At 73.0% G+C, this 22,301-nt stretch carries 16 protein-coding genes; 10 read left to right on the forward strand and 6 right to left on the reverse strand.

The window, feature by feature from the left end:
* Positions 1-5,196, reverse strand: a 5,196-nt coding sequence (locus VH969_RS16365; RefSeq protein ID WP_331974975.1) for an ATP-binding protein, incomplete at its 3' end; no start/stop codon positions are given.
* A 280-nt stretch (positions 5,197-5,476) separates the two neighbouring features.
* Here VH969_RS16365 and VH969_RS16370 point away from each other — a divergent pair.
* Entirely contained in the window at positions 5,477-5,932 is a 456-nt protein-coding gene (locus VH969_RS16370) for a TIGR03618 family F420-dependent PPOX class oxidoreductase (protein ID WP_331974977.1), read from the forward strand.
* Positions 5,933-6,130: 198 nt separating this feature from the next.
* On the forward strand, positions 6,131-6,658 hold the full coding sequence (locus VH969_RS16375; protein ID WP_331974979.1) for a hypothetical protein: 528 nt from the start codon (positions 6,131-6,133) through the stop codon (positions 6,656-6,658).
* 86 nt (positions 6,659-6,744) lie between these two features.
* On the opposite strand, the gene katG is transcribed toward VH969_RS16375, so the two are convergent.
* Complete coding sequence (gene katG / locus VH969_RS16380) at positions 6,745-8,979, reverse strand: catalase/peroxidase HPI (RefSeq protein WP_331974981.1); 2,235 nt, start codon at positions 8,977-8,979, stop codon at positions 6,745-6,747.
* A 149-nt stretch (positions 8,980-9,128) separates the two neighbouring features.
* Entirely contained in the window at positions 9,129-9,881 is a 753-nt protein-coding gene (locus tag VH969_RS16385; protein WP_331974983.1) for an AraC family transcriptional regulator, read from the reverse strand.
* Positions 9,882-9,935: 54 nt separating this feature from the next.
* On the opposite strand from VH969_RS16385, the gene VH969_RS16390 reads away from it, so the two are divergent.
* On the forward strand, positions 9,936-11,096 hold the full coding sequence (locus VH969_RS16390; RefSeq protein WP_331974985.1) for an MFS transporter: 1,161 nt from the start codon (positions 9,936-9,938) through the stop codon (positions 11,094-11,096).
* Between the two features lie 44 nt (positions 11,097-11,140).
* Positions 11,141-12,778: a penicillin-binding transpeptidase domain-containing protein gene (locus VH969_RS16395; RefSeq protein ID WP_331974987.1), complete on the forward strand. Its 1,638-nt coding sequence runs from the start codon at positions 11,141-11,143 to the stop codon at positions 12,776-12,778.
* Positions 12,779-12,784: 6 nt separating this feature from the next.
* Here VH969_RS16395 and VH969_RS16400 read toward each other — a convergent pair whose 3' ends face one another.
* The 3 genes from VH969_RS16400 to VH969_RS16410 form a co-directional block, all read right to left on the reverse strand.
* A complete protein-coding gene (locus tag VH969_RS16400) occupies positions 12,785-13,561 on the reverse strand; it encodes an SDR family oxidoreductase (RefSeq protein ID WP_331974989.1) in 777 nt (258 codons plus the stop codon).
* Between the two features lie 116 nt (positions 13,562-13,677).
* A complete protein-coding gene (locus tag VH969_RS16405; RefSeq protein ID WP_331974991.1) occupies positions 13,678-13,929 on the reverse strand; it encodes a DUF4242 domain-containing protein in 252 nt (83 codons plus the stop codon).
* Between the two features lie 72 nt (positions 13,930-14,001).
* Positions 14,002-16,602 carry a helix-turn-helix transcriptional regulator gene (locus tag VH969_RS16410; protein ID WP_331974993.1) on the reverse strand — a complete coding sequence of 867 codons (2,601 nt, stop codon included), beginning with the start codon at positions 16,600-16,602 and terminating at the stop codon, positions 14,002-14,004.
* 315 nt (positions 16,603-16,917) lie between these two features.
* Here VH969_RS16410 and VH969_RS16415 point away from each other — a divergent pair, with 315 nt between their 5' ends.
* From VH969_RS16415 to VH969_RS16440, 6 genes are all read left to right on the forward strand, one after another.
* Positions 16,918-18,342 (forward strand): hypothetical protein, encoded by a 1,425-nt coding sequence (locus tag VH969_RS16415; RefSeq protein ID WP_331974995.1) that lies wholly within the window; start codon positions 16,918-16,920, stop codon positions 18,340-18,342.
* Between the two features lie 97 nt (positions 18,343-18,439).
* A complete protein-coding gene (locus VH969_RS16420) occupies positions 18,440-19,060 on the forward strand; it encodes a class I SAM-dependent methyltransferase (RefSeq protein ID WP_331974997.1) in 621 nt (206 codons plus the stop codon).
* A gap of 24 nt (positions 19,061-19,084) precedes the next feature.
* Positions 19,085-19,909: an AraC family transcriptional regulator gene (locus tag VH969_RS16425; RefSeq protein WP_331974999.1), complete on the forward strand. Its 825-nt coding sequence runs from the start codon at positions 19,085-19,087 to the stop codon at positions 19,907-19,909.
* A 10-nt stretch (positions 19,910-19,919) separates the two neighbouring features.
* Positions 19,920-21,287 carry a pyridoxal phosphate-dependent decarboxylase family protein gene (locus VH969_RS16430; RefSeq protein ID WP_331975001.1) on the forward strand — a complete coding sequence of 456 codons (1,368 nt, stop codon included), beginning with the start codon at positions 19,920-19,922 and terminating at the stop codon, positions 21,285-21,287.
* A gap of 79 nt (positions 21,288-21,366) precedes the next feature.
* Complete coding sequence (locus VH969_RS16435) at positions 21,367-21,723, forward strand: type VII secretion target (RefSeq protein ID WP_331975003.1); 357 nt, start codon at positions 21,367-21,369, stop codon at positions 21,721-21,723.
* 1 nt (position 21,724) lies between these two features.
* Positions 21,725-22,297 carry a hypothetical protein gene (locus VH969_RS16440; RefSeq protein WP_331975005.1) on the forward strand — a complete coding sequence of 191 codons (573 nt, stop codon included), beginning with the start codon at positions 21,725-21,727 and terminating at the stop codon, positions 22,295-22,297.
* The last annotated feature ends 4 nt before the right edge of the window (positions 22,298-22,301 follow it).

Below are 22,301 nucleotides of genomic sequence, written 5' to 3' on the forward strand. Positions count from 1 at the left end.
GACCGCCGCCGCGGGCGCGCCGCCGATGACCGACGCGAACGAGCCCTCGACCGCGAGCACGGTCATGTTCGGGTTGAGCGCCTTGGAGAACACCACGAACGCACCACCGTGGTAGCGCGAGATCACGCAGAACACGATCGGGCCCGCGAAGTTCACGATGGCCCGGCCGATCTCCGCGCCGTACTCCAGCTGCAGCTTGCGCATCGACTCCGGCGAGCCGTCGAAGCCGGACAGGTTCGCGAGCACCACCAGCGGCCGGTTGCCGCTGGCCGCGTTGATCGCCCGGGCGGCCTTCTTCGACGAGCGCGGGAACAGCGTGCCGGCCGTGTACGTGTCCGGCCCGTCGGTGGGCGGGAAACCACGCCGCGGTACCGACCGCGACTCGATCCCGAGCAGGCAGACCGGCCGCCCGCCCAGATGCGCGTCCTGCACCACCGCGGTCTCCGCGTCGGCCATGCCCGCCCAGCGCTCCAGCACGACGTGGTCCTGGTCGGCCACCGCACGCATCACCGTGCGGATGTCGAACGCCTTCTTGCGATCCGGGTTCGCCGACGCCGAGAAGATCTCGCCGACCGTCGTGAAGTCGCTGCCCGCGAGGGAATGCGGGAAGTCGGAGACGTCCCGGTCGAACGGGTCGTCGGTCCCCGCGTGCCGGGGGCCCCGCTCCCCCGGCGCGACGTACGAGTGATCGTAGTGCGCCATCAGCACGTCACGGGCCGCGGCCAGGTTCGGCGCCCAGTACTGCGCCTGGCCGTTCGGCCCCATCACCCGGTCGTAACCGCCGATGCCGAAGTTGTCCTCGGCCGAGACGCCGCCGGAGAAGTCCAGCGACTGCTTGCCGGTCAGCACCATCGCCGAGTCCGGCGTCATCACCAGGATTCCCTTGGTGTGCATGAGCATCGTGGCCTCGGCGTTCCAGTACGGCTGGGCGCCGACGTTGATCCCGGCGACCACGATGTTGATCTCACCGCCGGCCTGGGTGTAGGTGACGATGCGCTTCAGCGCGGCGGCCACCCAGTCCATGTTCTCCGTGCCGGACTCCATCGAGATGCGCGCGCCCGCGGACAGCGCGAACCACTCGACCGGGATACCGCGCTGCTCCGCGAGGTCCAGCGCGGCGATCACCCGGCGACACTCCGGTTCGGACAGTGCGCCGAGCGACTTCGTCGGGTCGCCGAGCAGCACCACGCGGGACATGCCCTCCGGGTGCCGACTCGTCGACGTGGTCACCACGCCCGCCACGATCGCCGCGGTGTTGCGGCCCTTCGGCCGGTCGACCGGGACCAGCGCGTGGTTCTCGTCGAGGTCGTGCTCGACGAAGTCGCCGAGCAGGCCGGTCAGCTCGTACGGGTACACGGTGTTGCGGCTGCTCGCCCGCAGGACCTTCTGCCGGTAGTCGTCGACCGGCTCGACCGGCTCGTCCGAAGGCTCGCCGACGGTGAGCTCGCTACCGCCGGTGGCGTCGAACGACACCCGTACGGCGATCTTGACCAGCTCGCCCGTCTCCGGGTGGCGCTGGCGCGCGATGAACTGGATCTCCTCCAGCCCGGCGCCCGCGGTCGTCGGCAGCACGCGCCCGGCGATCATCTCCAGCTCCTCGCGGGTGATATCGCTCGGCGGCCACACGTAGACCACGATCCGGTTGGTGTTGAAGCGCTTCCCCGCCGGCCGCCGCGACTGCGCGCGGCGGATCGAGTCGAGGCACGTGGCGATCGTGTCCTCGGCCGTGGGCAGCGCCACCAGCCGGCCGTCGTGCTCGCGCAGCTCGGTGAGGTCGCGCACCTGCGCGAAGGCGACCAGCCGGTCGTCGGACGGGTTCTCCCGCGCCACGCACCGGAAGAGGTACACCTCCTCGTCCGACGACGGCAGCCGGGTGAGGTCGAACCGGCTCAGCCGCTCGAGCTGCATCCGCTGCGCGATGTACGGGTGCAGGCCGCGGATCAGCCGCTCCTCGATCATGCCGGTCGTCGACGGGCGGAACGTGAAGTGATGGTGCATCACCGCGCCGCCACTGCCGGCAACCGTGGCGGTGAGCCTGCGCACCCGGTCCGGCATCGGCTGCGCGCCGATGACCTCGTGCAGCGCGGCCGCCATCGCGGCGGAGTCCTCCGGCTGCTTCTCCCACGCGAGGTAGATGTCGGCGACCAGCGTGGCCTCGCCGTTCGCGAGCTCCGCCAGCCCGCGCAGCGCGCCGGCCAGCGCGTCGAAGCTCACCGCGGCCGAGACCACGGACGACTCCGCCCGCTCGGCGACGACGAACGTGCAGCCCGCGGCCTCGCTGGTGCGGACGCGGACGAGTGGCTTGTTGCCGTAGTACCGCCGGGTCAGGACCTCGAGCATGATCGCGTTGTCCGGTGCCGTGGTCCCGCCGCCGCGGACGAGGCGCTGGCCGAGCAGCCGCACCAGCGGCTCGGTGCTGCGCACCATCTCGGCGATGCGCTCGGCGCGGTCGGGCGCGTCCGGGTTGGCGTCCAGGTACTTCAGGTGCTTGCGCACGCCCGCGTAGACCCGCGCGCGGTTGCGGCGCAGGATCGGCTGGGCGAACCAGCTGAAGACCACCGAGCGGGCCAGGTCGGAGACGGCCGGGAAGCGCACCTGGGTGGCCGCGACCAGGTGCTCCAGGGTGAGCCCGGCACTCTCGAGCTGCGGCTCACCGGGGGGCGGCTCGGTCAGCCACTGCCGCAGCAACGTGGTCACCACCGCGACGTCGCTCGCCGCGCGCCGCTGGGCCAGGAAGATCCGGAAGACCGCGTCCTCCAGCTCCGGCGTGCGCTCCAGGTCCCCGACGCCGTAGTGGCCGAGCACCTTGGTCAGCCGCTCCTGGAACGCCTCGGGCAGCCCGGCCCGCTCGACGTCGAGGCTCTGCAGGTAGGTGTGGAAGTACTCGCGGGGGCTGTGCACCTGGGTGTCGGACTCGACGTCCGGCCCCGCCGGGCGGTTGCGGGTCAGCTCGGACAGGTCGGCGAACACCTCGAGCAGCGCTATCTCCCCCGCCACGGGCCGGCCGTTGCCACGGGCGATCTCCGACCGCGCCGCGAAGTAGCCGTCCAGCGCCCGCCCGCCACCCCGCGGGTCGGCGTCGAAGCCGAGCAGCAGCCCGCGCAGGTCCGCGAGCCCGGCCGCGACCCGCTCGGCCGCCGGCACGTCGGTCAGCTCGGCGGGCAGGTCGATCTCGACCTCGGCGGCGGACTCCGGTCCGGCACCCGCGTCGCCGCCCTCACCGAGCGGCTCCAGCCGCAGCAGCGGGGCCCCGGTCTCGACCAGGCTGCCGACCGCCACCGCGCATTCGCGCAGCCGCGCGCGGAACGGGGCGCGCAGCACGGTCTCCATCTTCATCGACTCGAGCACGAGGACCGGCGCGCCGGCCTCGACCTCGGCGCCCACCTCCAGCGGCGTGGCGACCACCAGCGCGGGCGCGGGGGCGCGGACGACGCCGCCCTCGTCGTGGCTGATCCGGTGGGCCACGCCGTCGACCTCGACGAGGTGGGTCGGCCCGTGCGCGTGGGTCACCAGGCGGAACCGCGTCCCGTTGACCACGACCTGGCCGGTCTCCCGGTCGAACCGGTCGATCTCCACCTCGGCCGCGTGCGGCGCGCCGCCACCCGCGGAGATCGCGACGCGGAACCGGTGCGGGGCGACCCGGCCGACGTGCACGCGGTACCCGACGCCACGCAGCTTGAGCTCGACCGGCCGGGTGGTGTCCAGCTGCACCTGCGGGCGGCCGCCGTGCGCGGTCTCCAGCAGCCGCTGCCGGGCGACGTGCTCGGCGTCCTCGTAGGCCTCGATCGCGGCGACGGCCAGCGCGACCGCCGACCCGCGCTGCGCAACGAGCCTGCCCTCGCCGCGGACCCGGTCGATCCAGCCGGTGTCCGCGCTCGCGTCGATCACCTCGGGCTGGTCGAGCAGGTCGAGCACGAAGCTCTTGTTCGTCGCGCCGCCGGCGATGATCACCGTCGTCTGCGCCATCGCGCGGCGCAGCCGGCCCAGCGCCTCCTCGCGGTCGCGGCCGTACGCGATGATCTTGGCGATCATCGAGTCGAAGTCGGCCGGGATCGTGTCGCCCTCGCTGACGCCGGTGTCGACCCGGATGCCGGGCCCGGACGGCAGGTCCAGCCGGACGATCTGGCCCGGCGACGGGGCGAAGTCGCGGTCGGGGTCCTCGGCGTTGAGCCGCGCCTCGATCGCGTGCCCGATCTCGGCGGGCGGGCGGCCTTCGAGCTTCCCGCCCGCGGCCACGTGCAGCTGGGCCTTCACCAGGTCGGTCCCGGTGGTCGCCTCGGTGATGGGGTGCTCCACCTGCAGCCGGGTGTTGACCTCGAGGAACGCGAACCGCTTCTCGCCCGGGTGGTAGAGGAACTCGACGGTGCCCGCGCCCCGGTACCCGACCGCGAGCGCCAGCCGCTCGGCGGCCGCCTTGAGCTCCTCGGCCTGCTCGGTGCTCAGCACCGGCGAGGCGGACTCCTCGATGATCTTCTGGTTGCGCCGCTGCACCGAGCAGTCGCGGACCCCGAGCGCCCACGCGGTGCCCTGCCCGTCGGCGATCACCTGGACCTCGACGTGCCGCGCGCCGGTGACCAGGCGTTCCAGGAAGACCACGCCGCTGCCGAAGGCACGCTCGGCCTCCATGCGGGTGCGCTCGTAGGCCTCGGCCATCTCCTCGCCGGAGGAGATCTTGCGGATGCCGCGACCGCCGCCGCCCGCCGTCGCCTTGAGCATGAGCGGGTAGCCGATCTCGTCGGCCATGCGCAGCGCGGTGTCCAGGTCGTCGACCGCGCCGCGGCTCCACGGCGCGACCGGGACGTCGACCTCCTCGGCGATCAGCTTCGACCCGATCTTGTCGCCGAGCTTGCGCATCGCCTCGGCGGTCGGGCCGACGAACGTCACCCCGAGCCGCTCGCACAGCTCCGCGAACGCGGGGTCCTCGGCGACGAACCCCCAGCCGACCCAGGCCGCGTCGGCCTCGGTCTCGCGCAGCGCCCGCTCCAGGACGGCCATGTCCAGGTAGGGCCGGGCCGACGCGGGACCCAGGTCGTAGCTGAGATCGGCCTCGCGGACGAACGTGGCCGTCCGGTCGGCGTCGGTGTAGAACGCGACGGTTTCGACCCGCGATCCGGTTTCGGCCGAGAGCTCCCGGACGGCGTGGATCAGCCGCATCGCGGCCTCACCACGGTTGACGATGGCTACACGACTGAACACGGACCGAGCCTCCTGCACGCGTGTTGGGCTAGCACCCACACATTCTCGTGTATCGACCGGTAGAGAAATGCTGCAATCGACGGAGCCTTGCCCTCGAAGTTGTGGGGACCAGCCAAAAGATGACTCCGGTCACGCCGCGGCTCCTTCGAAACTCGAGGTCGATGCAAGCGGAGGCGGGTGGCGGGCCGTCAAACGGGGTCCTCGAGTGACGAGATCGACCGGTACCGGCCCTAGGCTCTGGCGCGACAGCGCGCCAGCACGACCCGAGGTGGTACCCGACATGGTCTCGACCGAATACGGCCTGCGCCGCATCGCCGAGCTGGCCCCCGCCGAGCACTGGCTGGCAGTGGTGGTTACCACGCGTGCGGACGGCGAACCGTCCGTCTCGGTCGTGAACGCGGGCATCCTGCCCCATCCCGTCACCGGGGAGCAGGTGGTCGCGCTGGTGTCGCAGGCCGGCACGGCCAAGCTCGCGAACATGCGGGCCCACCCCCGCGCCACCCTGGTCTTCCGCTCCGGCTGGCAGTGGATCGCGGTGTCCGGCACGACCGAGCTCGCCGGCCCCGACGACCCGCATCCCGGCGTGCCGGCCGACCGGCTCCCCCAACTGCTGCGCGACATCTACCACGCGGCCGGCGGCGAGCACCCCGATCTCGACGAGTACGACCGGGCCATGGCCGAAGAACGGCGGGTCGCCGTCCTCGTGACGCCGACCAGGTTCAGCACGAACCCGTAAGGCGGGAAAATCCCCCTAGTCCTCGCGCACACCCCCGCACCGATCCCGTACCGGCCGAAGGCCCCCGGGGGAACCGACGGGGATCGCCCGGATGGCGGGCGCGCTCCACGAACCTAACGTTGTCTCACCCGGACGAGGGTCCGGGCGGGCGCCGGCGGAAGTCGTTGCGCCCCAACGGAAAACTTTCAGGAGTGCGCCATGACATACCCGGATTTCGACAACCTGGCCGATCTCATCAGGTCCGTGAAGAACCTGGAGCTGCTGGACGACGACCCGTCCGAGTGGCCGCCCGGCGACCAGGTGCCGACGGACGAACCACCACCCAACCCCGACGAGGGCTACGACCCCGACGCCCCGCCGCCGTTTCGCTACGGACCGGCGGACGAGGTCATCTACGACGAGCAACCGGGCGACCACGTCCACACCGAGCCCGCCCCGGAGGTCGCGCCGCACGAGGGGCCCGATGACGGGAACATCTACCTCGCGCCCGAGCCGGACGCGGACGACGGCGTCGTCACGACCCAGCCCGTCGAGGAGGCACCGGCCGACGACGTCTACATCGAGCCCGAGCCGGGCCACGACGAGGACGGCGTCGTGACCATCGACCCCGTCGAGTCCGCCCCGGGCGAGGACGTCCCCATCGGCTCCGACCCGGACGAGAACGACCAGATCATCACCATCGACCCCGTCGAGTCCGCGCCGGCGGAGGACGTGCCGTTCGACTGAGCGCCGGTCACCCCCGCGCGCCGGAACGAAGGCGGCATCCGGTGTCCGGGTCGGCCGGCAGGCGGCCGACCCGGACTTCGCGGTAGTCAGCTCAGATCGAAGCGGTCCAGGTTCATGACCTTGGTCCACGCGGAGACGAAGTCCCGCACGAACTTCTCCCCGGCGTCGTCGCTCGCGTAGACCTCGGCCACCGCGCGCAGCTCCGAGTTCGCGCCGAACACGAGGTCCACCCGGGTGCCGGTCCACCTGACCTCGCCGGTGGCGCGGTCGCGGCCCTCGAACGTCTCCGCGTCCTCGGACGCCGGCGACCACTCGGTGTCCATGTCGAGCAGGTTCACGAAGAAGTCGTTCGTCAGCCGCTCCGGCGTGGCGGTGAGCACGCCCAGCGAGGACTGCTGGTACGTCGCGCCCAGGGCCCGCAGGCCGCCCACGAGCACGGTCATCTCCGGTGCGCTCAGCGTCAGCAGGTTCGCGCGGTCGATCAGCAGGTACTCCGACGGCAGCCGGTTGCCCTTGCCGCGGTAGTTGCGGAACCCGTCCGCCGCCGGCTCGAGCGCGGCGAACGACTCGACGTCCGTCTGCTCCTGCGACGCGTCCGTGCGGCCGGCTGTGAACGGCACCTGCACGTCGTGACCGGCGTCGCGCGCGGCCTGCTCGACCGCAGCCGACCCGCCGAGCACGACCAGGTCGGCGAGCGAGATCCGCTTCCCGCCGGCCTGCGCGTTGTTGAAGGACTCCTGGATCCCCTCGAGCGTGCGCAGCACCGTCGCGAGCGAGTCGGGCTCGTTGGCCGCCCACTGCCGCTGCGGCTCGAGCCGGATGCGGCCGCCGTTCGCGCCGCCGCGCTTGTCGCTGCCGCGGAACGACGAGGCCGCCGCCCACGCGGTCGAGACGAGCTGGGCGATCGACAGGCCCGAGCCGAGGATCTGCCGCTTGAGCGCGGCGACGTCGTCCGCGCCGACGAGCTCGTGGTCCACGGGAGGCACCGGGTCCTGCCAGATCAGCGTCTCCCGCGGCACCAGCGGGCCGAGGTAGCGCTGGACGGGGCCCAGGTCGCGGTGCGTCAGCTTGAACCACGCGCGCGCGAACGCGTCGGCCAGCTCCTCCGGGTGCTCCAGGAACCGGCGCGAGATCGGCTCGTAAACCGGGTCGAACCGCAGCGCGAGGTCGGTCGTCAGCATCGTCGGCGGGCGCGACAGCGAGCCGTCCGCCGGGTCCGGCACGGTGTTCGCGCCCGCGCCGTCCTTCGGCTGCCACTGGTGGGCGCCGGCCGGGCTCCGGGTCAGCTCCCACTCGTAACCGAACAGCGTCTCGAAGAAGCTGTTGTCCCACTTCGTCGGCGTCGGCGTCCACGTGACCTCGAGCCCGCTCGTGATCGCGTCCCGGCCCTTGCCGGTGCCGAAGCTGTTCTTCCAGCCGAGGCCCTGCTCCTCGATCGGCGCACCCTCGGGCTCGGCGCCGACGTACACGTCCGGGTCCGCCGCGCCATGGGCCTTGCCGAACGTATGCCCGCCCGCGATCAGCGCGACGGTCTCCTCGTCGTTCATGGCCATGCGGCGGAAGGTCTCGCGGATGTCGCGGGCCGCGGCGAGCGGGTCGGGTGTCCCGTTCGGGCCCTCCGGGTTCACGTAGATGAGGCCCATCTGGACCGCGGCCAGCGGGCTCTCCAGCTGCCGGTCACCGCTGTAGCGCTCGTCGCCCAGCCACGTGCGCTCGGGGCCCCAGTAGACGTCCTCATCGGGCTCCCACACGTCCGCCCGGCCGCCGGCGAAGCCGAACGTCCGGCAGCCCATCGTCTCCAGCGCACGGTTGCCGGCGAAGATCATCAGGTCGGCCCACGAGATGTTGCGGCCGTACTTCTTCTTGACCGGCCAGAGCAGCCGGCGTGCCTTGTCCAGGTTTCCGTTGTCGGGCCAGCTGTTGAGCGGCGCGAAGCGCTGCATGCCGGCACCCGCTCCCCCGCGACCGTCGTCGATGCGGTAGGTGCCGGCGCTGTGCCACGCCATCCGGACCATGAACGGGCCGTAGTGGCCGAAGTCGGCCGGCCACCAGTCCTTCGAGGTGGTCAGCACCTCGTCGACGTCCCGCGCCAGGGCGTCGAGGTCCAGGCTGCTGAACGCCGCCGCGTAGTCGAAGTCCCCGCCCATGGGGTTGGCGACGTCGGGGTGCTTGCGCAGGATCGTCAGGTTCAGCTGGTCGGGCCACCATTCGCGGCTGCTGCCGCCCTCCGTCGGGTGGCTGAAGCGGCCCGTCGAGACCGGGCAGCCGCCGGCCTCCGCCACGTTCATCTCTCCGACAACGGCGTCTGGACTGTCAGCCACGTGAACCCTCCGAGATAAGCAGCAGCATGTTCGACAACGTCGCGACCCGACGACGCATGACACGCGAAAGCCCCGCGGCGCGTGTCCGCGAAGGGACGACCGGGGCGTCACACTACGCGTAGTGATCATCGCCCACCCGCCCCGGGTGATCACCCCGTCCGGCGGTCGCGGTGGGTTCCCGGAGTGTGGCCGAAGGCGCGGCGGAAGACGTCGATGAACGCGCTCGTGGACGACCAGCCGCAGGTGTGCGCCACGGCCGTGACCGGCACGTTCTCCGCCAGCAGCACCAGCGCGCGGTAGAGCCGGAGCTGGGTGCGCCACTGCGGGAACGTCATGCCGAGATCGGCCTTGAAGAGCCGGCTCAGGGTCCGGTCACTCGCGCCGACCCGGGCGCCGAGAGCGGCCAGCGTGCGGTTGTCGGCCGGGTCCGCGCGCAGGATCGCGCACACGGCCCGTAGCCGGGAGTCGCTCGGTGCCGGCAGGTGGAACGGTTGCTGCGGCGACGCGCGGAGCTGGTCGAGCAGGACGGCGCGAAGCCGGCGCCGCTCGGGCGTGTCGTCGTGCGGCGGGCGGGTGTAGGCGAGGATCAGCTCGCGCAGCAGCGGCCCGACCTCGAGCACGCCGGGCTCGGTCAGCCGCAGGGGGTTCGTGGTCGCGGGCAGGCCGACCAGGTGCAGCTCGAGCTCGCCGTGCGCCTCGTGCGCGTGGACGGTACCGGCCGGCACCCAGATCGCCCGCGTGGCCGGGGCGACCCAGGAGCCACGGTCGGTGGCGATCGCCAGCACTCCCCTGGCCGCGTACACGATCTGGTGATCGTCGTGGCGGTGTGCGTCGATGGCGGCTCCGGCCGCGAGCGTCTGGACCCGGGTCGGCGCCGCGGGCGTGTGGCGGATCTGCGTCATCGAATGGCATTTTATCGGAAGCGGGACACCGCTCCGGCTCGCGAACATGGCAACGTGGCGCGGAACAAGTCGATCCTCCTGTTGGCCATCGGGCACGCGTGCGTGGACGTCTACCAGGGCTCGGTGGCCGCGCTCGTGCCGTTCTTCGTCGCCGAGCGGGCCTACGGCTACGCCGCGGCGTCCGGCATCGTGCTCGCCGCGTCGCTGCTGTCGTCGGTCGCGCAGCCACTGTTCGGCGCGCTGACCGACCGGTGGGCGATGCCGTGGCTGGTGCCGGCGAGCACGTTGCTCGGCGGGCTCGGCATCGCGCTCAGCGGCGTCAGCGGCTCGTACGCGCTGACACTGGCCTTCGTCGCGGTGTCCGGGATCGGCGTCGCCGCCTACCACCCCGAGTCCGCCCGCATCGCGCGGATCGCCAGCGGCCGCAGCAACACCGCGATGGGCTGGTTCTCGCTCGGCGGCAACATCGGGTTCGCGGCCGCGCCCGTCCTCGTCGCGGCCGTCATGGCCGTCGGCGGCCTGCGCCTGACGCCGCTGCTCGTCGTGCCGGCCCTCGCCGGCAGCGTGCTGTGCCTGTCCGTCCTGCGCGCGCTCGGCCCGGGACCGCGGTCGAGCAGCCGCGCCGCGCGGTCCGGGCGGAGCGACGACACGGCGTCGTTCGTGAAGCTCTCCCTCGCCGTGATCTGCCGGTCGATCGTCTTCGTCGGCGTGAGCGCGTTCATCGCCCTCTACGCCGCGCAGCGGACGGGCGGGGGGACCGCGGCGGGCAGCGGCGCGCTGTTCCTGCTGTACCTCGGCGGGGCGGTGGGCACGATCCTGGGCAGCCGGCTGGCCGACCGCTGGGACCGGGTCGGCGTGGTGCGCTGGTCGTACCTGATCACGGTCGGCGCCGTCGCCGGTGTCGTCTTCGTGCCGGGGCCCGCCCTGTACGTGTTCGTGGCGCTGACCTCCGCCGGCCTCTACGTCCCGTTCTCGCTGCAGATCACGCTCGCCCAGGACTACCTGCCCACGCGGGTCGGCACCGCCAGCGGCGTCACCCTCGGCCTGACCGTCAGCATCGGCGGCATCGCGAGCCCGCTCATCGGCACGATCGCCGACCACACCTCCCTGCAGGCGGCCCTCGCGCCGCTGATCGCGCTGCCCGTGCTGAGCTGGCTGCTGGCCCGCACGTTGCCCGAGCCGGTCGTGACCGAAAACCTTGTGCCACTGCGGTAATCTCCGAGATCGACCAGGTCGGGGCCTGCACTCGGGGGACCCTGTTGCCTGCCTACCGCGAGGACATCAGCGCCGGCCGCGCGCGAAAGCGGCTGATCATCGCCGGTGGCGCCGTGCTGACCGTCGTGATCACCGTGTTCGGCGTACTCCAGCTCCTGCCGTCGGGCGACAACGCGAAGCCCGCGACCGCCGCGGACGAGCCGGCGACCGCCCTCACGGCGACCGAGCTGACGAACGAGTTCCTCAACGAGCTCACCGCGGGCGACGCCGCGGCGGCCGGCAAGCTCACCGACGACGCGGCGGCCGCGACCAAGCAGCTCGGTGACGTCTGGCAGGGGCTCGCGCCGACCTCCCTCGTCGCGAGCCGGGACGAGCTCGTCGAGCCGGCGGCCGGCGCGACCGTGGCCGTCGAGCCGTTCACGCTCAGCTGGGACCTCGGCGACGGCCGTGCCTGGGAGTACAAGAGCTCGCTGCGGCTCGCCAGGAAGGGCGCGGACTGGCTGGTCCGGTGGCAGCCGGGCATCGTGCACCCGAACCTCGCCGCCGGGCAGCGGCTCGTGCTGCACGACCTGACCGGGCAGCCCGCCGTGGTCGGCCGCGGCGGCGCGCCGCTGATCACGTGGACCGGGGACGGGACGACCGCCAAGGACCCGCGGTTCGCGCCGCTGCTGCTGCCCGCCATGGGCCGTGTCGCGAGGGGACGGACCCCGGCGGACGGCTGGTACGTCGCGTCGGCGAACGCCGCCGGCAAGGACGTCCGGGTCCTGCATGGCAGGCCGACGAAGCCGCTCGCCTCGACCCTGAGCCAGCCGGTCCAGGCGGCGGCCCAGACGGCGGTGGACGGGCAGGCCGCCCCGACGATGATCGTGGCCATCCAGCCGTCGACCGGTGACCTGCTCGCCGTCGCCCAGAACGCAGCCGCCGGCGACGATCTGGTGGCGCTGCACGGGCTCTTCCCGCCCGGCTCGACGTTCAAGATCGCCACCGCGACCGCCCTCCTCGACGCCGGCATAGCCGGCATCGAGACCGTCGTGCCGTGCCCCGGCTCGGCCACGATCGGCCAGCGAACCGTGCGCAACGCCGGCTTCGAGCTCGGCGACGTGCCGCTGCGCACCGCGTTCGCGCAGTCGTGCAACACGACGTTCGCGATGCAGGCGGCGAAGCTGCCGCCCGGCGCGCTCCCCCGCGCCGCGAGCCGGCTGGGCCTCGCCGCCGACTTCGCCATCCCCGGCATCAAGACGGAGGCCGGGACCGTGCCGGCCGCGGCGAACTCGACCGAGCAGGTCGAGAACAGCATCGGCCAGGGCCGGGTGGTGGCCAGCTGCTTCGGCATGGCACTCGTCGCCGCGACGGTCGCCGCCGGTCGTGCGATCACGCCGCGGCTGTGGCGCGACCTCAAGACGACGGTCAACGCCGGCTACGAGCCGCCGCCCGGCGCGGTGGTCGCCTCGCTGCGGACGATGATGCGCGACGTCGTCACCTCCGGACGCGGCAGCGCGCTCGACCGCTACGGCGACGTCCACGGCAAGACCGGCACCGCTCAGTTCGACGACGGCACGCAGGCCCACGGCTGGTTCGCCGGCTACCGCGGCGACCTCGCCTTCGCGACGCTGGTGAAGGACTCCTCGTCCTCGTCCGCCGCGGTCACCGTCACGGGCGCGTTCCTCGGCGGCATCGGCTGACCGGGGTCACGAGATCGCCGGATCCGTCGGCTCCAGCACCATGTCCGCCAGGTGCGTCCCGGGCGGCGCGGACAGCACGAAGAACATCGCCGAGGCCACGGAGTCGGGGGCTAGGTAGCGCTCCGACTCGAACGGGCCGCCCTCGAAGCGGCGCACGATGCGCTGCATGTCGGTCGCGACCCGGCCCGGATAGATGCTCGTCACCCGGACACCGTTGCCCATCTCCTCCTGTCGCAGCGCCTGCGCGAAGACCCGCAGCGCGTGCTTGCTCGCCGCGTACGCCGAGCGGCCGGCCGGCGAGCCGGCGACGACCGTCGAGTTCACGAGAATGACCCGGCCGCGCGCAGCCCGTAGGGCGGGCAGCAGATTGCGAGTCATTTCCACTACGCCGAAAAAGTTCACCGCGAAGACGTCCCGCCACACCTCGTCCGGAGTCGCGATGATCGTGTCCCGCTCGAACACGCCGGCGCAGTGCACCAGGAGGTCGACCTCGGCCAGCTCCGGCGGAACCAGGCCGATGCCCTCCGACGTGGCCAGATCGACCTGCCAGTGGAATGCGTCGGGTAGCTCCGTCACCATCGACTTGAGCGCCACCGCGTCGCGACCGGCCAGGCACAACGCGTACCCGTCGGCCAGCAGATTCACGACAGACCGGCCAATTCCCCCAGTAGCCCCTACCACCACAGCGATGGGCTTACCTGCCACCACGATCCCTTTCTGCCGAACGGAGAGCGCTTGCGCGCAATCCCTATTCGATCCGGCCGAGACCGTCGCTACAGCCATACGCAAGCGAAATCGCTACGACTACTGAGCGTCGCGTGATGTGACCAAAATGGACAAAGCATGGCGAAAGGCCGCAATCGGCATGATTGCGGCCTTTCTTCCGTGGCGGCTCCCGATCAGGAACCCTCCTGCACCTGGAAGATCTCGTCGGCCACCAGCCCGTGCGCGTCCCGGTGCACGGACTCCGCGGCCTTCGCGTCGGGGGCGTCGACCAGGCAGAAGATCTTGCCCTCCGACTCGTCGACCCAGTATCTGAGGTAGTTCACCCCGCGGCCTTCCTGCGTCTGCAGGTCGGCCGCGTGCGCCTTGGCGACGTCGTCGATGCTGACCTCGCCGTCGATCGAGTGAACATCCATGAACAGTGCCATTTCCGGCTCCTTCGTTCGTTGTCGTACACACAGCGAACCTCGCGTGAGCCGGGTCGGCATCGGGCGTGTTCCCTAACTTGGCGGCACGACGGGCATGAGGATCCCTAGCTCGGACGCCGTTGCCACGGCACGCGACCGGGTCGGCACGCCGAGCTTGCGCAGCACGGCCGAGACGTGGTGGCCGACCGTCTTGCCGGACAGGCCGAGCCGCACCGCCAACTCGGCGTTGGACAGGCCGCGCGCCAGCAGCTGAAGGACCTCCAGCTCCCGCGCGGTGAGGCCGGCGGGGTTGTTCCGGGTGGCCGGTCGCGGCTCGCGCACGGCCACGCCGCGCAGGCGGACGTCGCGCGCGACCGCCTTGGCGGTGGCCGGCGCGCCCACGCCGTTCAGGATGCCGAGCGCGGTCCGGACGTCGGCCGGATCGTCCGAACGCGACAGTGCGAACGCGTGCCAGCGGGGGCAGCCGAGGTCGGCCCACAGGTTCGCGGCGTCCGCCGGCCGGCCGTCCATCAGCGAGGCGAACGGCTCCGGGAGTGTGCGGCCCGGGTCGGCCGGCGCGGCACCGACCTTGCGCCAGTACGCCAGCTCGGCCATGTCCCACACGTCGCTGTGGTCGCGCATGTCGGTCCACGCGGCCTCGGTCAGGGGCCCGATACTCGCCCCGTCACCCTCGGTCCACGCCTGCTCGGCCCGGGCCGCCGCGACCAGCGCCACCCGCTGCGGCTCCCCGGTCTGCAGGGCGAGCTGCCACGCCTCGTCCAGCGCGGAGCCCACCGGTGCGCCGCGGCGCACCGCCAGCACCCCGGCGACCGTGAGCGCCGGGATGCGGGTGATCGGCGGCAGCCGTGGATACGGCAGGATCTGCCCGACCAGCTGCTCGGCCTCCTCGTGGCGACCGCGCTCGGCCATCAGCCAGGCCAGCCACGACTGCATGTACAGCCACCACGAGTCGAGATCGCGGTCCACGCCGTAGGCGATGCCGGTGCGCAGCACCTTCTCGGCCTCGTCCATGCGCCGCATCAACCCGAGCTCCCAGCCGAGGTTTGTGTACGCCCGGGCGACGTGCTCCTGCGCGTCCACCGCCAGCGCGATGTCGAGCGACCGCCGCAGGCGCGCGATGCCGTCCTCCACCGCGCCGCTGATCATGAGGGTCGTGCCCACGTTGTTGAGCGCGTGGGCCAGCACCTCCTGCTCGCCGAGGCGCTCGGACAGCTCGATCGCGCGCTCACCCCAGGCGAGCGCCGCGTCGCAGTCGTGGTCGAGCATCCGCAGCTGCGACATGTTGCTGTAGGCCATGGCGAGTTCCGGCCCCGGCTCGTACGCCTCGAGCGTGGTCACCGCCTCGGTGCCGTACCGGTGCGCGTCGGCGTTGCGCGCGAGGAACCAGGACAGCCGGGACAGCGACCGCAGCGCCGTGCCCACCGCGGGCTCGTTTCCCGCGGCGCGGTGCAGCCCGAGGGCCTCCTCGCGCGTGGCGAACGCCTCGTCGAGCTGGTCGGTCAGGTAGCACTCGTAGGACAGGCGGCCGAGCAGGTCGGCGCGCTCCGCGTCGGACAGCACGTGGCCGTGGCGCAGGGCCGTCCGGTAGTGCGTGGCGGCGGCCCGGTGGCAGCCTAGCGACGCGGCCTGCTCGGCGGCGCGCGGCGCGTGCCGGACGACGGCCTTCGCGAGCCCGCCCCGGTCGGCGTGGTGGGCGAGGCGCCGGTCGTCGGTGGTGGCGAGCAGCCGGCCGTACACCGCTCGGTGCAGCCGGACCCGGGTGCCGGACAGCAGTCCCTCGTAGACCGCCTGGCGGGCCAGCTCGTGCCGGAATCCGACCTGGTCGCCCAGGTCGACGAGCAGGCCGCGGCGCACGCACTCGTCGAGCGCCTCCGCCGGCCGGCCGGAGACGCCGAGCACGAGGTCGGCTTCGGCCTTCGGGCCGACGACCGACGCGGCGGCCAGCACCTCGCGCGCCGCCGGGGTGAGCCGCGCGGCCCGGGCGTGCACCGCGTCCACGACGCTCGGCGGCAGCCGGGTGGTCCCGGCGGCGAGCACCTCGGTGACGAAGAACGGGTTGCCGCAGGTGCGCTCGTACAGCTCGACCGGGTCGAAGTCGCCGCCGGCACGCCGGGCGAGCTCGGCCACCGCCCCCTGGGTCAGGAGAGGCACCAGCATCCGCGCGACGACGGCGGCCGTGGCCAGGTCCCCGAGCACGGCGGTGAGCGGGTGTCCGGGCCCGACCTCGTCGTCCCGGTAGGTGACGACGACCAGGAGCGGCAGGTCGTCCATCCGCCGTCCGAGGTAGCGGACGAGGTCGAGGGTGGTGTCGTCGGCCCAGTGCGCGTCCTCGACGACGAACAGCGTCGGCCGCTCGCCCAGCGCGCCCCGCACGGCCGCGAAGAGCGGTCCCCGGCTGGGCCGGTCGCTGTCCAGCTGTTGTTCGACGGCCGCCCCGAGCATCCCGGCGATGTCGGCGAGGGGGCCGAGCGGCCGCGGGGTGGTGCCACCGTCGCAGGCGCCGCGCAGGACACGCACCCGCTGCCCGGCCAGCTCGGTGAACGCGGCGAGGAGCGTCGTCTTGCCGGCGCCGGCCTCCCCGCCGAGGAACACCAGCCGCCCACGCCCACCGAGGACCTCGGTCAGGTAGGCGTCCAGCCCCGCGAGCAGCGCGTCCCGCTCCAGCAACGACACGCCGCAGCCTAACCCGGCGGAAACGCTCGGGCGAACACCGTCGCGGCGGCACAATATGCGCCGAATCTTTGCTGCGGCAGGGATTTGCTCACCCGACGTCTTCCTCGGTACGCGGCGAGTGACTATGGTCGGGCTTGATCGCCTATGTCGCGTGGAGGTCGGGTGCCGGGCAGGCCGGGGAGACGATCGGCGCGGCTTGCTGCCGTTTTCCTTTCCCTCACGTCACTTGCCGGGTGTTCGGTCAACGCGGTCGAGGTTCCGCGCGCGACTGCCAAGTCGTCGACGAGTGCCCCGGTGCCCGTGCACCGTGCGGACGTGGCGGCACCCGACGAGGCGACCACCGTGCTCGACGCGGCGCCCGGAGTCGACTCCGCGATCGCGGTGTCGCGTGCGCTGTTCCGCAGCGCACCCGTCGTGTTGGTGGCCACGGAGGCGGACCGGGCCGGCATCGCCGAGGCGGCCACGCTGGGCACGGAGATCGGCGCCCCCGTCCTGCTCTACCCGCACCGCGAAGGTCCACAAAGGACAGCATGGCAACGGGAGCTCGGGCGCCTGGCACCCGGCACGGTGCTCGCCGTCGGCGCGGCAGCGGCAGCGTCGGTGCGGGAGTCGGTGCGGGAGTCGGTGCGAGCGTCGGAGGCCGGCGTGTCCGTGCGGACGGTCGGCCCGGACGACCGGGCCGCGGCAGCCGACATCCCGGCGGTGAAGCCGCGGCCGGTGGAGCTCACGCTCCTCGTGGCGCGGTCCCGCGACGACGCCGCGGCCGTGGCGACGGCCCGGGCCGCGGGCGCCGAGGTCGTCACGGTCTCGGGCGCTGACCCCCGCGCCGACGCCAAGGCGATCGCCGCCTTGCGCGCTGCCCCGACGCGGACGGTCCTGGCCCTCGGCAGTGAGTTCGGGCCGCCCGCGCGCCTGGAGAACCGGCTAGCCACAGCCGCCCACGGCGCGCAGTTGCCCGGCGGCGGGCAGGTCGTGCTCGCCGGCCGGCGGATCGTCTGCCTCTACGGCCATCCCGGCACGCGGTCGCTCGGCGTGCTCGGTGAGCAGGGCATCGACGCGAGCATCGCGCGGGCCAAGCGGATGGCCGGGGCGTACCGGCCGTTCAGCGACGTCCCCGTCGTGCCGGCGTTCGAGATCATCGCGACCGTCGCGCAGGGTGCTCCGGGGCCCGACGGCGACTTCTCGGGCGAGTCGAGCGTCGGCGAGCTGCGGCCCTGGGTCGACAAGGCACGCAAGGCCGGCCTGTACGTGGTGCTCGACCTGCAGCCCGGCCGCTCGGACCTGCTCAGGCAGGCGCGCCGGTACGAGCCGCTGCTGCGGTTGCCCCACGTGGGACTGGCGGTCGACCCGGAGTGGAAGCTCGGTCCGCGCCAGCGCCCGCTCGGCCAGATCGGCGGTATCGAGGCGGCCGAGCTCAACCGGACGTCCGCGTGGCTGGCCGGCCTCACCGCACGGCACACGCTGCCGCAGAAGCTCTTCGTCATCCACCAGTTCCGGCTCTCGATGATCCGCCACGAGGCCGCCCTGAACACCTCGCACGACGAGTTGTCGCTGCTGATCCACATGGACGGTCAGGGCTCGACCGGGCAGAAGAACTCCACCTGGCGGTCGGTCGTGGCCGCGCGCCCGCGCAACCTCCCCCTCGGCTGGAAGAACTTCTACGACGAGGACCACCCCATGCTCACGCCGCGCCAGACGATGGCGAAGCGGCCCACCCCGGTGATGATCTCCTACCAGTGAGCGGCGTCCGCTCCTGCCCGGCTGGCCGGGGACGGGGCGGTTGCCGGATCGGCAACGAACGTTGCGCGAGGCCGCCCGGCGGGCGCATCGTCCGGATGTGGACGAACACTACTGGGACGACAAGTACCACACGCGGGACCGGCTGTGGAGCGGTGAACCGAACGGCGTGCTGGTCGTGGAGGCCGCCGACCTGACGCCCGGCCAGGCGCTCGACCTCGGCTGCGGCGAGGGCGCGGACGCCCGCTGGCTCGCCGCGCGGGGGTGGCTCGTGACCGCGGTCGACATCTCGCGGGTCGCGCTCGAGCGGGCCGCCGCCGTGGCCGGCGGCGAAGGCGTGTCGTGGACGCATGGCGACCTCACCGTGTTCCCGCCGCCGGCCGGGGCCTTCGACCTCGTGTCGGCGATCTACTTCCCGCTCCCCCGCGCCGCGACCCGCGCGCTCGACTCCCTGCTCGCGGCGGTCGCGCCGGGCGGGACGCTGCTCGTCGCCACCCACAACCTCGACACGTCCCACCGCGAGCACATGGACCCGGCCTTCGACCCGGACGACTACTACTGGCCGCACCAGATCGCCGCGGCGCTCGACGGCACGTGGAAGGTCGAGGTCGACGAGATCCGGCCGCGTGTCTCGGCCACGCCGCCCGCCGGCGGACACATCGAGGACATCGTTCTCAAGGCACGCAAGGGGGCCTGGGCCGCGACACGCGCCGGCCACTGACGACCGAGGGTTAGCCTGGCGGCCATGGACCCGGTGGAGGAGGCGCACTACTGGCGGCATCCCGCGGTGTCGGGCGTCGACCTGATGCGCGCCCGCTACGTCCGGCACGGGTTCTCGCGGCACACGCACGACACGTTCGCGCTCGGCACGATCCGGGCCGGCGCCGAACGCCTGCTCATCGGCACCGAGCGGCACCGCATCGCCGCCGGCGGGGTCGTGCTGCTCAACCCGGACGTCGTCCACGACGGGCACCCCGACGCCGGCGACGGCTGCGCGTACCGGGTCTTCTACCCGGCCGTCGACGTGGTCACCGACGCCACCGGCAGCCGCAGCCCGTGGTTCGCCCAGGCCGTCGTCGACGACCCGGCCGCCGCCGCGGTCATCCGGCAGGCGCACGTCGCGGCCGAGTCGGGCGACCGCCTCGCCTCCGGCACGCTGCTGATGACCACGCTCGCGACGCTGTGGCGCGGCTACGGTGGCGGCCGCCGGCGGCCCACGACACCGGCCGGCCGCCACGCGGTCGAGCTGGTACGCGACCTGCTGCACGAGCGGATCGTCGACCCGCCGAGCCTCGCCGAGCTCGCGGCCGAGGTCGGCACCGGCCAGTTCGCGGTGCTGCGGGCCTTCCGCGCCCGCTTCGGGATGCCGCCGCACGCGTACCTCAACCAGCTGCGCGTGCGCCGTGCCTGCGCGCTGCTCGACGCGGGCACGCCGGCCGCGCAGGTCGCCGTCGCGGTCGGGTTCGCCGACCAGTCGCACCTGTCGCGGCACTTCCGGCGCGTCGTCGGCGTCGCGCCCGGGCGGTACCAGCGCAAGAACGTACAAGAGCGGGGCGCGCGGCCGACCTAGCGTCACCGGCATGGAACCCGACAAGCGCACCCGGCAGGAGTGGACCGCCGCGACCACCGCGTGGGTCGAGGACTTCATGTCGGGGCTGGAGGACGCGCCCGCGAGCAACCTCGACTCCGGCGTCCCGGCCGAGCTCCTCGCCCCGCCGCCGGACCGCCCCGGCGACCTCGCCGACCTGCTCGGCCGGTTCGGCGACGCGGCCGGCCGGGCCATCGAGACCGCGGGCCCGCGCTTTTTCGGCTACTTCGCGCCCGGCGGGCTCTACAGCTCGGTCCTGGCCGAGATGCTCGCGTACACGGTCAACCGCTACACCGGGCTGGCCGGTCCGGCGCCCGCGCTGGTCGCGCTGGAGCACAGCGTGGTGCGGTGGCTGTGCGACCTGTTCGACCTGCCCGAAGGCGCGGGCGGGCTGTTCACCTCCGGCGCGTCGATCGCCACGCTCGCCGCGCTGCACGCCGCCCGCGAGGACCGGCTCGGCGGCCCGGACCCGCGGGGCACGGTCTACGTCACCGGGCACACGCACTACTGCGTCGCCAAGTCGGCGAGGATCGCCGGTCTCACCGCCGACCAGGTGCGTACGGTGCCCGTCGGCCCGGACGAGCGCATGGACGTCGGCGCGGCCGCGGCGCTGATCGCCCGCGACCGGGCCGCCGGCCGGCGGCCCTTCCTGCTGGTCGGCACCGCCGGGACGACGAGCACCGGGGTGGTGGACCGCCTTGACGAGGTCGGCGCGCTGGCCCGCCGCGAGGGCCTGTGGTTCCACGTCGACGGCGCGTACGGCGGCGCCTTCCAGCTCACCGAGCGCGGCCGCGAGGTGCTCACCGGGATCTCCGCGGCGGACTCGCTCACCCTCGACCCGCACAAGAGCATGTTCGTGCCCTACGGCACGGGCGTGCTGCTGGTCCGCGACCAGCGCCGGCTGCGGGCCGCGCACAGCGCCACCGGCGACTTCCTGCAGGACCTCGACCGCGGCAGCGGCCCGGACTACGCCGACCTCGGCCCCGAGCTCACCCGCAGCTACCGCGGGCTGCGCCTGTGGCTGCCGCTGCACCTGCACGGCGTGGCCGCGTTCCGCGAGGCGCTCGACGAGAAGCTGGATCTCGCCGCGCACGTCCACCGCACGCTCTCCGCCGACCCCAACCTCGTGGTCCCCTACCCCGCGGGCCTCACCGTCACCGTGTTCCGCTCCCCTGCTGGCGACGCGGCGACCGAGGCCCTGCTGGACCGGATCAACGGGACCCGCCGCGTGTACCTGTCGAGCACCCGCGTGTCCGGCCACCACACGATCCGCCTGTGCGTGCTGAGCGTCCGCAGCCACCGGTCCCATGTGGACGAGGCGCTGGCCGTGATCCGCCAGGCGGCCGCGCAGGCCGCTTAGCCACCGCTTAGCTCCGATGTAGCCGCCCCTCCTAGCGTCCGGCCCGGATGACCGTTGCACGTCGATGAGGGGAGAACGCGTGGCGGGCAAGGGGAAGAGCGAGGTCGATCCGGCCGAGCTGGACCGGGCCGCGAGGAAGATGCGGGAGATGGCGGTGCGCGACTTCCACGCCGCCGACGACTTCCAGCGGGGGCTGACCGAGCGCGCGGGGGCCGACTACGTGTTCGGCCGCTCGCCGGCGGCGCAGGAGATCGCCGCGAAGTGGGACCGGGCCGTCGCGCGGCGCGCACAGGGCGCGGAGGACCTCGGCACACGCACGCAGGACATGGCCGAGGACCTCGAGCGCACGGCCGACGAGTACCGCAGGAACGACGACGAGCAGGCCGACACGCTCGGGGGCTTCGAGCGCCGGCTCTCCACATCGAGCGGGGGCTGAGATGGACTTCCGGCACCAGGCGCTGCGCGGCGCCGCCTTGTCCGACGAGATGCTGCGGCTGTCCGAGGCCGCCTCCCGGCTCGGCACCGGGCCCGATCCGATCGAGCGGCTGTATCTGCTGGACTGCGTGCCCAGCGAGATGCACCACCTCGCCGACAGCGTGCTCGGCCCGGCCAAGACCGTCCACGAGGTCGGCGACGACTTCGAGAACACCCGCGCGCGGCTGCTGCGCAGGTGGCACGGCGAGGCCGCCGACGCCTTCGCCAGCAGCAGCCTCGACCTGCTCACCAGCTACATCACGCGGAGCAAGAACAGCCGCGAGACCGGGCAGGCCGGCAAGGACATCGCCGACGGGCTGGACGACGTCGCCGCGAGTGGGGCCGACTTCGCGAGCCGGACGGCCGGCGCGGCCGACGACGCCTCGGTCCTCGTCATCACCATGCAGGACGACGCGCCCGAGGACGCCAAGGCGATCGTCCGGCAGGCCGTGGCCGAAATCGACGCGATGGTCGACGCCAAGCAGGACGAGATCGCGTCGATCGGCAGCCGGCTGGACAAGATCAGCGCGGTCTGAGGCG

Origin of the sequence: Actinophytocola sp. (assembly GCF_036555685.1) — a bacterium.
Taxonomy (GTDB): domain Bacteria; phylum Actinomycetota; class Actinomycetes; order Mycobacteriales; family Pseudonocardiaceae; genus Actinophytocola.

Excerpts from the sequence above, each read along its gene's own strand:
- VH969_RS16370 (WP_331974977.1), top strand. The coding sequence starts at position 5,477 with ATGGTCTCGACCGAATACGGCCTGCGCCGCATCGCCGAGCTGGCCCCC.
- VH969_RS16375 (WP_331974979.1), top strand. The coding sequence starts at position 6,131 with ATGACATACCCGGATTTCGACAACCTGGCCGATCTCATCAGGTCCGTG.
- VH969_RS16385 (WP_331974983.1), bottom strand. The coding sequence starts at position 9,881 with ATGACGCAGATCCGCCACACGCCCGCGGCGCCGACCCGGGTCCAGACG.
- VH969_RS16400 (WP_331974989.1), bottom strand. The coding sequence starts at position 13,561 with ATGGCTGTAGCGACGGTCTCGGCCGGATCGAATAGGGATTGCGCGCAA.
- VH969_RS16405 (WP_331974991.1), bottom strand. The coding sequence starts at position 13,929 with ATGGCACTGTTCATGGATGTTCACTCGATCGACGGCGAGGTCAGCATC.
- VH969_RS16425 (WP_331974999.1), top strand. The coding sequence starts at position 19,085 with ATGGACCCGGTGGAGGAGGCGCACTACTGGCGGCATCCCGCGGTGTCG.
- VH969_RS16430 (WP_331975001.1), top strand. The coding sequence starts at position 19,920 with ATGGAACCCGACAAGCGCACCCGGCAGGAGTGGACCGCCGCGACCACC.
- VH969_RS16440 (WP_331975005.1), top strand. The coding sequence starts at position 21,725 with ATGGACTTCCGGCACCAGGCGCTGCGCGGCGCCGCCTTGTCCGACGAG.